The organism is Pseudomonas batumici, assembly GCF_036585405.1.
In the GTDB taxonomy this organism is placed as follows: Bacteria; Pseudomonadota; Gammaproteobacteria; order Pseudomonadales; family Pseudomonadaceae; genus Aquipseudomonas; species Aquipseudomonas batumici.
In genome coordinates this window covers 390,624-407,470 of record NZ_CP144470.1, presented here as the reverse complement: position 1 = coordinate 407,470, position 16,847 = coordinate 390,624, and the positions used below count along the sequence as shown (strand labels likewise).

The following is a 16,847-nucleotide window of genomic DNA, read 5'->3' as shown; positions in this document are numbered from 1 at the left end:
CGAATAACCTGCTATTTATCATTTCGGAAAGGATTGACACCCCAAAGGCTCGGTGTCGGAGACAGCGTTTCGCGCGATAAAAAATCGGAGGGGCTTCGAAGCTCGAAGACAGCACGGGAGTCCGGGCGCAGGCGTGATCGGGTCCGCAGCAACAAAGGGCTGCGGTCCACTGACACATGCGAAACATCCCATTCGCCATGCTCCCCACAGGCCTCGAAAATTAGAGCATCCACGGGTGACTGTCTGTCATGGGAAGCCGGGACAAGACCCGGTGGAGGCACGCCCGTACAGGGGCTGCGAAGGGGCAGGAGGAGAAAGGCCACGGCCCGACCGATGCGAGCTCGGTCGGGCCGTGGCCAGGGCTTCAGATACGGCGTTTGCGGTTAAGCGTCGGAATCTTCGCCTGCGGCACCTCCAGCCGTTGCGCGGTCCCCACCGAAGCGGCCACCTGGGCCAGCGTCGGCTGGCCGAACAGCACCCGGACATCGGCTTCCAGTTCCGCCTGGCGCATGCGTTCGATCAGGCTCACGGCGAGCAGCGAATGGCCGCCCAGTTCGAAGAAGTGGTCATGCCGCCCCACCCGTTCGACCTTGAGCAAATCGGCCCAGAGCGCCGCCAGCCTGGTCTCGACTTCGCCCACCGGGGCTTCGTAGACACGCAAGGCGTAGGCACTGCTGTCCGGCAGCGGCAGGGCCTTGCGGTCAAGCTTGCCGTTGGGGGTCAGCGGCAACGTGTCGAGTTGCATATAGGCTGCCGGCAACATGTAATCCGGCAGCAGCCCTTGCAGATAAGCCCGCAGGGTGCCGCTGTCCGGCACAACACCAATGCTGGCCGGCGTGAAATAAGCCACCAGGCGGGTTTCACCCGGCACATCCTCCCGAGCCATCACTACCGCTTCCTGCACCTCGGGGTGTTTGGCCAAGCGTGCTTCGATCTCGCCCAGTTCGATACGGAAACCGCGGATCTTCACCTGGTCGTCGTTACGGCCCAGGTATTCGATATTGCCGTCCGGCAGGTAGCGACCCAGGTCACCGGTGCGGTACATGCGGGCCGAGGCATCCCGGCTGAATGGGTCCTTGAGGAAGCGTTCGGCGGTCAGGTCGTCGCGGTTCAAGTAGCCTCGGGCTACACCAGCGCCGCCGATGTAGATTTCGCCCGGAACACCCAGTGGGACGGGTTGCTGCTGTTCATCCAACAGATAGAACTGGGTGTTGCCCACCGGTTTGCCGATATGGGGCGAGAAACCGTCTTCGCGATCCATCGCTACCCAGCTTGAGTAGGTGGTGGTTTCCGACGGGCCGTAGAGGTTACACAGGCGTTGGACGCCAGTCTTTTCGAACAGTGATTCAACCAGGCTGCGTTTCAGGGCTTCACCGGCAACGTTGACCGTGTGCACCGATTCCGGCAGGCCGTCGACCTCCAGCAGGGCCTTGAGAGCTGACGGAACGGTGTTGATCAGGCCGATATCGTGTTCGCCGTGTTGCAACTCCAGGACGTTTTTCACCACCTCGATGCTGCCGCCACAGGTCAAGGGGGCAAAGCACTCATAGACCGCCAGGTCGAAGTTCAGCGAAGTCGAGAACAGCGTCTTGTCCAACGCCGAACCTTCGAAAGCGGCGTGGGCCCAGGTGAGGAAGTTCACGGTGTTACGGTGTTCGATCATCACGCCCTTGGGCAGACCAGTCGAGCCCGAGGTGTAGATCAGGTAGGCCAGATGCGCCGAGGTCAGCCCCGGCACCTGCGGATTCTGGACGGATTCGTCCTGCCAGGTGCCTTGATCAAGATTGATCACGGGCACCGAAACGCCCGCCAACAACGCCTGGGTAGCCGCCTGAGCCAACACCGCCGCCGGAGCACTGTCCTGCAGCATGTAGGCAATCCGCTCCACCGGATAAGCCGGGTCCAACGGCACATAACCGCCGCCTGCCTTGAGAATCGCCAGCAGGCCAACAACCATTTCGGCCCCGCGCTCAACGCAAATCCCCACCCGCGAATCCGGCTGCACACCCTGTTTACGCAGGGCATGCGCCAAACGGTTGGCTTGCTCGTTAAGCTCGCGATAGCTCAAGCGTCGCCCGCCATGCACCACCGCCAAGGCCTCCGGCGTGCGCTGCACCTGCGCCTCGAACAACCCATGGATCGTCTGCTGCCGTGGATAATCCAGCGCGGTGGCGTTGAGCCCGAACAACAACTGCTCACGCTCCGTCGCCGGCAATACCGACAGCCGTCCCAGCGGCACCTCCGCGCTCTGCGCAAGGGCTCCCACCAGACTCGCCAGCGCGGCCTGCATATAACCGCAGACCCGTTGCGCATCGACGCCGACAGTCGCCTGTACCGTCAGACCGAAGCCCACATCGTTATCGTCCACCGAAAGCGTCAGCGGGTAGTTGGTCCGCTCACCGCCACCGAGGCTTTCGATACCCTGCCAGGCATCCAGCGCCTGCTGGCTGGCCTCACCGGCACCGTGCCGGTAGTTGAGCAAGGCGCTGAACAGTGGCGTCGGCGCCGGCACCCCGCTGCAACGCTGGGCCAGCGCCAGGGAAGCGTGCTCATGGCCAAGCAGCGCGGTGAGCCGGCCATGGGCCGCCTTGAGCGCGGCCCGGGTGCCCAAGGCGCCGAGGTCCAGGCGCAGCGGCAAGGTGTTGATAAACATCCCCAGCGCCCGATCGGCCCCCGCGCCGCCCTGCAGACGGCCCAGCAACACGGTACCGAACACGACCTTCTCGCGTCGGCACAGGCGGCCCAGCACCAGGCCCCAGGCCAGGTGCACCAGGCTCGCCGCGCTGACACCCGACTGCCGGACGTGGCCACGCAGACGCCGGGACAGATCGAGGTCCAGCGTCAGGTGGGCTTCGGCGATCGCCTGTTGGTCGCCCCGAACTTCCTGCTGTTCGAACGGCAGGGTCGGTTCGTCGATATCGCCGAGCATGTCGCGGAAGAAGCTTTCGTGGGCCTCCTGGCTTACCCCCAGGCGCGCCTGGGTCACGTAGTTGCGATACGGCACGGCCGGCGCCAGCGGCGTCGCCTGCCCACGCAGGCTGGCCTGCATTTCCTGTTGCACCACCGCGATGGTGGTGTGGTCAATGGCGATGTGATGGAACAGCAGGACGCCAACCCAACGCCGGTTGAGCGCATCTTCGCTGACGGCCAGTTGCAGCAACGGCGCCTGTTGCAGATTCAGGCGATAGTGCGCCGGATCGAAGCGCTGCAGCAGTTGCGCCAGCGGCTCAGCGGCTCCCGGGGTCGGCTCGAAGACCTCGACCATCAGCCGGGTCTGGCGCCAGACCACTTGCACCGGTGTTTCCAACCCTTCCCAGACGATCGAGGTACGCAGCACATCGTGACGATCGATCACGTTTTGCAGTGCCTGGATAAAATCGTCCAGGCGGCTGCGGCTGTCGAAGCTGAACTGCGATTGCAGCACATAGGGATCCCCTTCACCGGCCGACAGGTGATGGAACAGGATGCCCTCCTGCAACGGTGCCAGCGGGTAGATGTCCTGAATATTCGCCGCGCCGCCCGGTACGCTCGCCACCACCCGGTCGACCTGCGCCTGGGTCAGGCTGACCAGCGGCAACAGGTCCGGGGTGATATGCGTACAGCCTTCAGCGATCAGGTTGACCGGCACCACGATTTCCGTGCTGCCACCCACCGCCGCCGCCAGCGCCGACAAGCTCGGTTGGCCGAACAGCACCCGCACATCGGCGCTCAGGCCGACCTGGCGCATCCGTTCGATCAGCGTCACGGCCAATAGCGAGTGACCGCCAAGTTCGAAGAAGTTGTCATGCCGCCCTACACGCTCGACCTTGAGCAGCTCGGCCCACAGTTGTGCCAGCACGCTTTCGGTTTCGCCTTGTGGGGCTTCGTATTCACGGCTGATCAGTGCCGCCCCATCCGGTGCCGGCAGCGCCTTGCGGTCCAGTTTGCCGTTAGGCGTGAGTGGCAGAGCATCAAGCTGTACGTAGGCCGCCGGGACCATGTATTCCGGCAATGCGCCTTGCAGATGACCGCGCAGGCTTTCGATCTCCAGCAGCGTTTCAGGCTGCTGCGCCGTGACATAAGCCACCAGGCGTTTTTCGCCGGGGTTGTCTTCCCGTGCCAGCACCACGCTTTCCTTGACCCCAGGGTAAGCGGCCAGGCGGGCTTCGATTTCACCCAGTTCGATACGGAAACCACGGATCTTCACCTGGTCGTCGTTACGCCCCAGGTATTCCACCGTGCCGTCCGGCAGGTAGCGAGCCAGGTCGCCGGTGCGATACATGCGCCCGCCTTGCACCGTATTGAATGGGTCGTCGAGAAAACGCTCGGCGCTCAGTTCCGGGCGGTTCAGGTAACCGCGGGCCACCTGCACGCCGCCGATATACAGCTCGCCTGCCACACCCAGTGGCACTGGCTGACGGCTGGCATCCAGCAGGTAGATCTTTGTATTCGCCACCGGCTTGCCGATCGGCGTGTTGTCCGGCGTTTCGTCCAGAGGACCGGCACAATCCCAAGCCGTAACGTCGACGGCTGCTTCGGTCGGACCATACAGGTTGAACAAGCCAACCTCCGGCAACTGCTGCTTGAAGCGTCGTACCAGATGCCCTGGCAAGGCTTCACCGCTGCACATTACCCGCAGCAAGCCACTCTCCCCGGCCTCGCCATGGGCCAGGAACAGGTCCAGCATCGACGGCACGAAGTGCAAGGTGGTGATGTTCTGCTCACGAATCACTTCACGCAGGTAGCCCGGATCACGATGACCACCCGGACGCGCCATCACCAGCCGGGCGCCGTTGAACAGCGGCCAGAAGAACTCCCAGACCGAGACGTCGAAGCTGAACGGGGTCTTCTGCAACACGCTGTCCGAAGCCTCCAGACCGTATTCGTCCTGCATCCACAGCAGGCGGTTGACCACGCCACGGTGTTCGTTCATCACGCCTTTCGGTTGGCCGGTCGAACCCGAGGTGTAGATCACGTAAGCCAGATGCTCGGGACGCACCTCGGCCCGCAGCGGATTGCTATCTGGTTGTGCGAGGAAACCTTCACGCTCGGCATGCTCAGGATCAAGCAACAGCACCGGTACGTTGCTTGCTGGAAGCACCGCACGCAAAGCTTCCTGAGTGAGAACCACCGCCGGAGCGCAGTTCTCCAGCATGTAAGTCAGGCGATCAATTGGATAATCCGGGTCCAGCGGCACATAAGCCGCGCCAGCCTTGAGAATCCCCAACAGCCCCGCCACCATTTCCAGGCTACGGTCGACACAGATCGCTACCCGATCATCCGGACCGATGCCCAGGCCGATCAGGCGATGGGCGATGCGGTTGGCCTGACGGTTGAGTGCGTCATAAGTCAGGCTGCCCTGCTCGTCGACGACCGCTACCGCGTCACCACTGGTGGCGACGCGAGCTTCGAACAAGCCATGCAGGGTCAGATCCCGCGGATAGTCGACGGCGGTCGCATTGAAGGCTTCCAGCAACTGCCGGCGTTCAGCCTCTGGCAACACCGACAAGTCCTGCAACGACGCTTCGGCGCCCTGCTCCAGGGCATCGACCAGACTGTGCAAGGCCCGCTGCATATAGGCGCAGATCCGCCCGGCCGCAATCACCGGAACGGTCTGGGCGGTCAACAGGAAGTCCTCGCCCTGATCGTCGACGTTGAGGGTCAACGGATAGTTGGTGCGTTCCTCACCGCCCAGGGCCTGCATGCCGTGCCAGGCCGTCAACGCCTCGTCGGTCACCACAATGCTGCTGTGGCGATAGTTGAGCAAGGCGCTGAACAACGGCAGCGGCGCGCTTACGCCGCTGCAACGCTGGGCCAACGCCAGGGACGCATGCTCATGGCCGAGCAACGCGGTCAGTTCGTCGTGGGTGGTCTTGACCCCTTCCCGCGCGCTCCGACCGCCGAGGACCACCCGCAGCGGCAAGGTATTGATAAACATGCCCAAGGCACGGTCGGCACCTTCGCCGCCCTGCATCCGGCCCATCAGCACGGTGCCGAACACCACGTCGTCGCGTGCCGAAACCCGGCCCAGTACCTGGGCCCAGGCCAGATGCACCAGGCTGGCGGCACTCACCCCCAGTTGGCGGGCCTGGGCCCGCAAACGGCGACCCAGCGCAACGCCCACAGGCAGGCGGGCTTCATCGATACCTTGAACATCAACCTGCTGCAAGCCGAATGGCAAGGTCGGCTCGTCGACAGCAGCGAGTCGTTCGCGGAAGAAACGCTCGTGCTCTTCCTGGCTCACGCCCAGGCGGGCCTGGGCCACATAGTTGCGATACGGCACCGGCGCGCCCAGTTGCGCCTGCTGGCCCAGCAGATAGGCCTGCATCTCGTGCTGCACCACATCCATCGCGGTGTGGTCCATGGCCAGGTGATGGAACAGCAGCAAGGCCAGCCAGCGCTGGTTTTCCGCATCCCAGGCCTGGATCAAGCGCAGCATCGGTGCCTGGCGGATATCCAGGCGATAGTGCCGCGAGTCGAAACGCTGCTGCAGTTGGCTCGCCACAGCACCGCCCCGCGAGTCCGGCTCCAGGCTCTCGCGCACCAACTGCGCCTCACGCCAGACCACCTGCACCGGTTCGTCTAGTCCTTCCCAGACCAGCGCGGTACGCAGGATGTCATGACGCTGGATCACGAACTGCAAGGCGCTGGCGAATTCGTCCAGGCGCTCTTGGCTGTCGAAGGCGAACTGCGATTGCAGCACGTAGGGGTCGCCCTGCTCCGCGCTGAGGTGGTGATAGAGAATACCGGCCTGCAACGGCGCCAGGGCATAGATATCCTGGACGTTGGCAACGCCACCCGGCACCGTGGCGACGATCCGGTCGATGGCGGCCTGGTCCAGGTTCGCCAGCGGTAGCAGGTCCGGGGTGATCCGCGCGCAATCGAGGGTGATGCCATTGGCCGGCACGCGGATTTCACGGCCACTGCCCACCGCCGCGGCCAGCGCGGCCAGGGTTGGCTGGCTGAACAGCACCCGCACATCGGCGCTCAGGCCGGCCTGGCGCATACGCTCGATCAGCGTCACCGCCAGCAATGAATGCCCGCCCAGTTCGAAGAAGTGGTCATGTCGACCGACCTGCTCGACCTTGAGCAGTTCGGACCACAATTGCGCCAGCAGGGTCTCGGTTTCCCCCTCGGGTGCCTCGTAGCCACGGCTGATCAGTGCACGTTCGTCCGGCGCCGGCAGGGCCTTGCGATCCAGCTTGCCGTTGGCCGTCAGCGGCAGGCGCTCAAGGCGCACATAGGCCATGGGCACCATGTATTCCGGCAACTGCGCGTGCAAATGCCCGCGCAGTGTGTCGATCCGCTCCACCGCCCCTTCGAAGGCCGGGGTGAAATAGGCCACCAGGCGCTTGTCGCCGGGGACCTCTTCGCGGCACAGGACCACGGCTTCCTTGACCTCGGGATGTTCGGCCAGGCGTGCTTCGATCTCGCCCAGCTCGACCCGGAAGCCACGGATCTTCACCTGGTCGTCGTTGCGCCCCAAGTATTCCAGGTTGCCATCGGCACGCCAGCGTGCCAGGTCGCCGGTGCGATACAAACGCGCCTGCGGGTCGCTGTCGAACGGGTCGGAGACGAATTTTTCCCGAGTCAACTCATCCCGGTTCAGGTAACCCTTGGCCACGCCCAGGCCGCCGATATACAGCTCGCCCACCACGCCCAGCGGCACGGGCTGGGCCTGGGCATCGAGCACATAGAGACGACCGTTGCCCACTGGCCGGCCAATCGGCAGGCTGCCGCTGTCCGCCTTGGTGATTTCATAAGTCGCGGAAAAGGTCGTCGCTTCGGTCGGACCGTAACCATTGAGCAGGTGTTCTGGGGCAGAGTTCGCCAGTACTCGGGCAATCACCGCCGGGTCCAGCACATCGCCGCCGACAATCAGGTAACGCAGGCGCGAGAAGGCGTCGCCCAGGCCCGCGGCGTATTGATGGAACAGGCCGGCGGTCATCCACAGCACCGTCACCGACTGCTCCAGCAACAGGCGCTGGAAATTTTCCGGGGAGAGCAAGTCGGCCTGGCCGATCACCACCACGCAGCCGCCATTGAGCAGCGGCGCCCAGACGTCAAGGGTGCTGGCGTCGAACGCCGGGTTGGAGGCGAAGGCCACGCGGTCCCGGGCATTGAAATCGGCATAACCGTTGTTGATCACCAGGCGGCTGATGGCCCGATGCGGCACCAGCACACCCTTGGGCGTGCCGGTGGAGCCGGAGGTGTACATGATGTAGGCCACGCTTTCGCTGGACTGCGGCATGGTCAGGTCATCGCCGTCCAGGCGCTCCAGACTCTGCCGGTCGAGGTCAACGCGCTGCACGGGGGTGTCCAGCGGCACCTGGCTGCGAGTCAACAGGACCCGTGCCTGGCTGTCCTCGATCATGAAGCCCTGGCGTTCCACCGGGGCGTTGATATCCAGCGGCACATAGACCGCGCCGCACTTGAGCGCCGCCAGTTGGCTGACCAGCAACTCATGGGAGCGCTCCAGCAGGATCGCCACGCTGTCGCCCGGTTGTACACCGAGACCGCGCAGATGGCGGGCCAGACGGTTGGCCCGGGTATTGAGTTCGGCATAACTCAGCGACACACCCTCGTGGATCGCCGCGCAAGCCTCGGGCCGCGCCCGCACCTGGACTTCGAACAGGCCATGGACGGTTTGCGCCCGAGGGTAATCGCGAGCACTGGCATTGAACCCTACCAACAGTTGCTCGCGCTCGGCGGCGGGCAGGATCGACAGCTGTGCCAACGGCAAGGCCGGCGTCTGTTCGAGGGCCTCGACCAGGCTTTCCAGGGCGCTGAGCATATAGCCGCACACCCGTTGTGCCCCGGTACCGGCCAGGGTGCCAACGTGCAGGGCGAAGTCTTCACCCAGATCGTCCACCGACAAGGTCAGCGGATAGTTGGTGCGCTCTTCGCCACCGAGCATCTCGATGCCGTTCCAGGCCGGCAGGTCCGCGCTGCCACTCGCCAGGTGTCGATAGTTCAGCAATGCGCTGAACAACGGGGTCGGCGCCGCCACGCCGCTGCAACGTTGCGCCAGGGTCAGCGGTGCATGTTCGTGACCGAGCAAGGCCGTGAGGCGTGCGTGGGTAGCCTTGACCCCTTCGCGCGCACCCAGTCCGCCCAGCGCCACCCGCAGCGGCAAGGTATTGATAAACATCCCCAGGGCACGATCAGCGCCCTCGCCGCTTTGCAGGCGACCGAGCAGGACGGTGCCGAACACCACCTCATCCTTGCTAGAGACGGCACCGAGCACACGGGCCCAGGCCAGGTGGCAAAGGCTTGCGGCACTGACGCCCAATTGCCGGGCCTGGGTCCGCAGGCGGCGGCTGAGGCCGTTGTCCACGGCACAGCGGGCCTCTTCGATATCCTGGCCGTCGCCCTGCACATCCTGCAGGCCGAAGGGCAAGGTCGGCTCGTCGATATCACCGAGCATCTCGCGGAAGAACTGCTCGTGCTCGGCCTGACTCACCCCCAGGCGCGACTGGGCCACATAGTTGCGGTAAGGGATCGAGACCGGCAGTTGCGCCTGGCGATCCTGCATATGCGCTTCGATTTCCGCCACCAGCGCCCCCAGCGAGGTGGCGTCGTTGACCAGGTGATGGTATTGCAGCAGGCCGATCCAGCGTTGATTGGACGGATCCTGCCCATAATCCAGGCGCAGCATCGGCGCCTGGCGGATATCCAGGCGGTTCTGGGGCGAGTCGAGGCACCCGCGCAGTTGTTCGGCGATATCGTCGGCGAGCGGGTCCGGTGACACTTCGTTCAGCGCCAGGGTCGCCTGGCGCCAGACCACTTGCAGCGGCGCGTCGAGACCTTCCCAGACCACGGCGGTGCGCAGGATATCGTGACGTGCGATCACCCCTTGCAATGCCTGGGCGAAGGCCTCGAGCCGGTCGCGGCTGTCGAAGGCGAACAGCGCGTGTTGCAGATAGGGGTCGGCGTGGTCCACGGCCAGGTGATGGTGATAGAGGATGCCTTCCTGCAACGGCGCCAACGGGTAGATATCCTGCACATTCGCCGCGCCACCCGCCACGTTCGCAACAATCTGCTCGATGGCGGCCTGGTCGAGGTCGACCAGGGGCAGCATATCCGGGGTGATGTGCTCACAGCCTGCCGGGATGGCATTGGCCGGGACGACGATTTCACGCCCACCGCCCACGGCAGCGGCCAGGGCCGCCAGGGTCGGCTGGCTGAACAGCACTCGTACGTCGGCGCTCAGGCCGGCCTGGCGCATGCGTTCGATCAGGCTGACCGCCAACAACGAATGGCCACCCAGGTCGAAGAAGTGATCGTGGCGCCCGACCTGCTCGACATTGAGCAGTTGCATCCAGATCCGTGCCAGGGTGGTTTCGGTTTCGCCCTGGGGCGCCTCGTAGCCGCGGCGGATCAGCGCATCACTGTCCGGCGCCGGCAGGGCCTTGCGGTCCAGCTTGCCGTTGGGGGTCAGCGGCATGGTCTCAAGCAACACGTAGATCGCGGGGACCATGTACTCCGGCAACTGCTCTTGCAGATGGCTGCGCAGGGCTTCGATATCCACCGAGGTTTGCCCAGTGGCCAGGGTGTAGTAGGCCACCAGGCGTTTATCGACCGGGATATCTTCGCGGGCCGTGACCACGGCTTCGTGGACGGCTGGATGTTTGGCCAGACGGGCGTCGATCTCGCCCAGTTCGATACGGAAACCACGGATCTTCACCTGGTCGTCGTTACGGCCCAGGTATTCGATATTGCCATCTGGCAGGTAACGACCCAGGTCGCCGGTGCGGTACATGCGGGCCGAGGCATCCTGGTTGAATGGGTCCTTGAGGAAACGTTCAGCGGTGAGGTCGTCACGGTTCAGGTAACCTCGAGCCACACCAGCGCCACCGATGTAGATTTCGCCGGGCACGCCCAGTGGTACCGGTTGTTGTTGCTCATCCAACAGGTAGAACTGGGTGTTGCCGACGGGTTTGCCGATATGCGGGGCAAAACCGTCTTCGCGATCCATCGCTACCCAGCTTGAGTAGGTGGTGGTTTCCGACGGGCCATAGAGGTTGCACAGGCGCTGCACGCCGGTCTTTTCGAACAGCGATTCCACCAGGCTGCGCTTGAGGGCTTCACCGGCAACGTTGACCGTGTGCACCGATTCCGGCAGGCCGTCGACCTCCAGCAAGGCCTTGAGGGCTGACGGAACGGTGTTGATCAGGCCGATATCGTGTTCGCCGTGTTGCAACTCCAGGACGTTTTTCACTACTTCGATGCTGCCGCCCGAGGTCAGTGGCGCGAAGCACTCGTAGACCGCCAGGTCGAAGTTCAGCGACGTCGAGAACAAGGTCTTGTTCAACGCCGAACCCGGTCCCTGTAGGAGCTGGCTTGCCGGCGATGAGGCCCGAGAGTCTTGCATCGCCTGATCGGACGCCATCGCTGGCAAGCCAGCTCCTACAGGGTTTGTGTGATTCAGGGGTGTCGTGTGATCGTTGATGCCGTTGAAAGCAGCGTGGGCCCAGGTGAGGAAGTTCACGGTGTTGCGGTGTTCGATCATTACGCCCTTGGGCAAACCAGTGGAGCCCGAGGTGTAGATCAGGTAGGCCAGGTGCGCCGAGGTCAGCCCTGGTACTTCTGGATTCTGGACGGACTCGTCCTGCCAGGTGCCTTGGTCGAGATTGATAACAGGCACCGAAACGCCCGCCAACAGCGCCTGGGTAGCCGACTGAGCCAGCACCGCCGCCGGAGCGCTGTCCTGCAACATATAGGCAATCCGCTCCGCCGGGTAAGCCGGGTCCAACGGCACATAACCGCCACCCGCCTTGAGAATCGCCAGCAGGCCAACGACCATCTCGGCCCCGCGCTCAACACAGATCCCTACCCGCGAATCCGGCTGCACACCTTGTTTACGCAGAGCATGCGCCAATCGGTTGGCCTGCTCGTTAAGCTCGCGATAAGTCAGGCGCTTCCCGCTATGCACCACCGCCAAGGCCTCCGGCGTGCGCTGCACCTGCGCTTCAAACAAACCATGAACCGTCTGCGCCTGCGGATAATCCAGCTCCGTCGCGTTGAACCCCACCAGCAACTGCTCACGCTCACCAGCCGGCAAGATAGACAGGCCACTCAGTGGCGCTTCGGGATTCTGCTCCAGCGCCTGAAGCAGATGCTCCAGTGCCGCCTCCATGTAGGCACAGACCCGCATGGCCCCCACTTCAGCGTTGACCTGCACATTCAGGCTGAAGCCCTCGCCCAGGTCATCGACGTTCAAGGTCAACGGATAGTTGGTGCGCTCTTCGCCACCGAGGGTCTCGATCCCCTGCCAGGCCAGCGCGGTTTCTTCGGAAACACTGGCGACGGCACTGTGGCGGTAGTTGAGCAAGGCACTGAACAGCGGTGTCGGCGCGGCCACGCCGCTGCAACGTTGAGCCAACGCCAGGGACGCATGTTCGTGACCCAGCAACGCGGTCAGTCGCGCGTGGGTCGCCTTGACCCCGGCGCGCACGCCCTGCCCGCCCACGGCAACCCGTAGCGGCAAGGTATTGATAAACATCCCCAACGCCCGATCGGCACCCTCGCCGCCCTGCATCCGGCCCATCAGCACGGTACCGAACACCACCTCCTGCTTGCCAGAGACCTTGCCCAGTACCTGCGCCCAGGCCAGATGATGCAAGCTGGCGGCGCTCACGCCCAACTGCCGTGCACGAGCCCGCAGGCGCAGGCTCAGCGTCGGCGACAGAACCCGGGTGGCGTCCTCGATGGAATGACCGTCGCCCTGCACATCCTGCAAGCCAAATGGCAAGGTCGGCTCGTCGATATCGCCGAGCATGTCGCAGAAAAACGCTTCGTGTTCCTCCCGACGCCCGCCCAGGCGCGCCTGAGCCACATAGTTGCGGTACGGCACCGGGCTGCCCAGTTGCGCGGCCTGCCCCAGCAGGTGCACCTGGATTTCATGGCGGACCACCTCAAGAGCGGTATGGTCCAGGGCCATATGATGGAACCGCAACATCGCCACCCAGCGCTGCTGGGCTTCGTCCTCGGTAAAAACCAGTTGCATCAGTGGCGCACGGCTCACGTCCAGGCGCGAGTGACGGCTGTCGAAACGTTCCTTGAGCTGGCTCGCCACGTCACCAGTACGTGGATCGAACGCCAGGACCTCGCACTGCAACCGGGCCTGACGCCAGACCACCTGGACCGGCTCGTCCAGGCCTTGCCAGAGCACGGCGGTGCGCAGGATGTCATGGCGATCGATCACCCGTTGCAGCGCCTCGGCAAAGGCATCCAGGCGCTGCCGGTTCGGCACGGTGAACAGGGCGTGCAGGACGTAGGGGTCGCCGGTCCCGGCTGACAGATGGTGATAGAGAATGCCTTCCTGCAACGGCGCCAACGGGTAGATATCCTGCACATTCGCCGCGCCACCCGGCACGTTCGCGACAATCTGCTCGATGGCGGCCTGGTCGAGGCTGACCAGGGGCAGCATATCCGGGGTGATGTGCTCGCAGCCCGCCGGGATGACATTGGCCGGAACGACGATTTCACGGCCCCCGCCCACGGCGGCGGCCAGGGCCGCCAGGGTCGGCTGGCTGAACAGCACCTGGACATCGATGCTGAGCCCGGCCTGGCGCATATGGCCGATCAGGCTGACCGCCAGCAGCGAATGGCCGCCCAGTTCGAAAAAGTGATCGTGCCGCCCGACCTGCTCGACCTTGAGCAAATCGCTCCAGATCCGTGCCAGGATGATTTCGGTTTCACCCTGGGGCGCCTCGTAGCCACGGCGGACCAATGCGCCGCTGTCCGGCGCTGGCAGGGCCTTGCGGTCGAGCTTGCCGTTGGGGGTCAGGGGCAGCTTGTCCAACGCTACGTAGATGGCCGGGACCATGTACTCCGGCAATTTTTCCTGCAGATGGCGGCGCAGGCTGTCGATATCCACCGAGGTGTGCTCGGCAGACAAGGTGTAATAAGCCACCAGGCGTTTATCGCCCGGGATGTCTTCACGAGCGGTGACCACCGCCTCGTGAACCGCTGGGTGTTTGGCCAGACGGGCGTCGATCTCGCCCAGTTCGATACGGAAACCGCGGATCTTCACCTGATCGTCGTTACGGCCCAGGTATTCGATATTGCCGTCCGGCAGGTAGCGGCCGAGGTCGCCGGTGCGGTACATGCGTGCCGAGGCTTCCCGGCTGAATGGGTCCTTGAGGAAGCGTTCAGCGGTCAGGTCGTCGCGATTCAGGTAGCCTCGGGCTACGCCGGCACCGCCAATGTAGATTTCACCCGGCACACCCAAAGGGACGGGCTGTTGCTGCTCGTCCAACAGGTAGAACTGGGTGTTGCCCACCGGCTTGCCGATATGCGGGGCGAAACCATCTGCACGGTCCATGGCCACCCAGCTTGAGTAGGTGGTGGTTTCCGACGGGCCGTAGAGGTTGCACAAGCGCTGGACGCCGGTTTTCTCGAACAGGGTTTCCACCAGGCTGCGCTTCAGGGCTTCACCCGCCACGTTGACCGTGTGCACCGACTCAGGAAGGCCGTCGACTTCCAGCAGGGCCTTGAGGGCCGAAGGTACTGTGTTGATCAAGCCGATATCGTGTTCGCCGCGTTGCAGTTCCAGGACGTTTTTCACCACCTCGATGCTGCCGCCGCAGGTCAAGGGGGCGAAGCATTCATAGACCGCCAGGTCGAAGTTCAGCGAGGTGGAGAACAAGGTCTTGTTCAACGCCGAACCTGCAAACGCGACGTGGGCCCAGGCCAGGAAGTTCACGGTATTGCGGTGTTCGATCATCACGCCTTTCGGCAGGCCGGTGGAACCCGAGGTGTAGATCAGATAAGCCAGATGCGCCGAAGTCAGCCCCGGCACCTGCGGATTCTGGACGGACTCGTCCTGCCAGGTGCCCTGGTCGAGATTGATCACAGGCACCGAAACGCCCGCCAACAGCGCCTGGGTAGCCGACTGAGCCAGCACCGCCGCCGGGGCACTGTCCTGCAACATATAGGCAATCCGCTCCGCAGGGTAAGCCGGGTCCAATGGCACATAACCGCCGCCCGCCTTGAGGATCGCCAGCAAACCAACGACCATCTCGGCGCCACGCTCAACACAGATCCCCACCCGCGAATCCGGCTGCACCCCCTGCTTACGAAGAGCATGGGCCAAACGGTTGGCTTGCTCGTTAAGCTCGTGATAAGTCAGGCGTCGTCCGCCATGCACCACTGCCAAGGCCTCCGGCGTACGCTGCACCTGCTCCTCGAACAACCCGTGAATGGTCTGCGCCTGCGGATAATCCAGTGCCGTGTCGTTGAACCCCACCAGCAACTGCTCACGCTCATCGGCCGGCAGGATCGACAGGCTGTTAAGTGCCGAGGTCGACGCCCGTTCCAAGGCCTGGACCAACTGCTCCAACGCCGTCTGCATATACCCGCAGACCCGCTGCGCACCGATACCGGCAACCGCCTGCACATTCAGGCTGAAACCTTCGCCCAGGTCATCCAGGGACAGGATCAGCGGATAGTTGGTGCGCTCTTCGCCACCCAACACCTCGATCCCTTCCCACAGTTGAATCGCCTCGCCCGTCACCGCCTCAGCCGAACTGTGCCGGTAGTTGAGCAAGGTGCTGAACAACGGCGTCGGAGCGGCCACGCCGCTGCAACGCTGGGCCAGGGACAACGAGGCATGCTCGTGTCCCAGCAGCGCGGTGAGCCGCGCATGGGTCGCCTTGACCCCGGCCCGTACATCCTGTCCGCCCACGGCAACCCGCAGCGGCAAGGTATTGATAAACATGCCCAGGGCCCGGCGAACCCCTTCGCTGCCGCGCATCCGTCCCAGCAGCACGGTACCGAACACCACATCGTCGCGCCCGCACAGGCGCCCGAGCACCTGGGCCCAGGCCAGGTGATGCAGGCTCGCCGCACTCACCCCCTGCTGCCGGGCCTGGGTGCGCAGGCGCCGGCTCAGATCGGCGGGCAAGACCTGGGTCGCTTCTTCGACACCATGGCCGTCGCCGCGCACATCCTGCAGGCCGAACGGCAGGGTCGGCTCGTCGACATCACCGAGCATCTCGCGGAAAAACGCTTCGTGCTGCTCGCCGCTGACCCCGAGCCGGGCCTGGGCCACATAGTTGCGGTACGGCACCGGCTCGCCCAGGGTCTGGGCCTGGCCGTACAGGTACGCATGGATTTCCTGCTGCACCACTTCCAGGGCCGCGTGGTCGATGGCGATATGATGGAACAGCAGCATCGCCACCCAGCGCTGGTTGGCCGCATCGTGGGCGAAGGCCAGGCGCAACAACGGCGCCTGGCTGATATCGAGACGGTAGTGCCGCGGGTCGAAGCGTTGTCTCAGCTGCTCCGCAGCCGCGCCGGCGGCGGGGTCGATGTCGATTTCAGTGAGGACCAGCCGCGCCTGGCGCCAGACCACCTGCACCGGTTCGTCCAGGCCTTCCCAGACCACGCTGGTACGCAGGATGTCGTGACGGTCGATCACCTGCTGCAAGGCCGTGGTGAACTCGTCGAAACGAGCACGACTGGTAATCGCGAACTGAGCCTGCAAGACGTAGGGATCACCCTGCTCGGCGGCAATATGGTGATAGAGAATGCCTTCCTGCAAGGGCGCCAGCGGGTAGATGTCCTGCACATTGCCGACACCGCCGGGGACACTGGCGACGATATGCTCGATGGCCGCCTGGTCGAGCTTGACCAGGGGCAGCATGTCCGGGGTGATGCGCGCGCAGCCGACAGGGATCGCCTGGGCCGGAATCTCCACGTCGCCGGCCTTGCCACTGGAATACTCGCCGGCGTTGATCAATTCGATCAGCGCCGCCTTGTTCTCGCGCAACATCGCCAGCACGGCGGGCTCGGTGAGGGACTGTCGCCTGCCGCTGACGACCAGCTGGTCGCCCTTGACGGCAAGTTGCACATCTTTCTCT

At 64.2% G+C, this 16,847-nt stretch carries 1 protein-coding gene; it reads right to left on the bottom strand.

The genetic code is table 11. From position 1 onward, the window contains the following. Window positions 1-364: 364 nt before the first annotated feature. Entirely contained in the window at window positions 365-16,837 is a 16,473-nt protein-coding gene (locus tag NUH87_RS01595) for an amino acid adenylation domain-containing protein (protein WP_338527047.1), read from the bottom strand. Window positions 16,838-16,847: the final 10 nt, after the last annotated feature.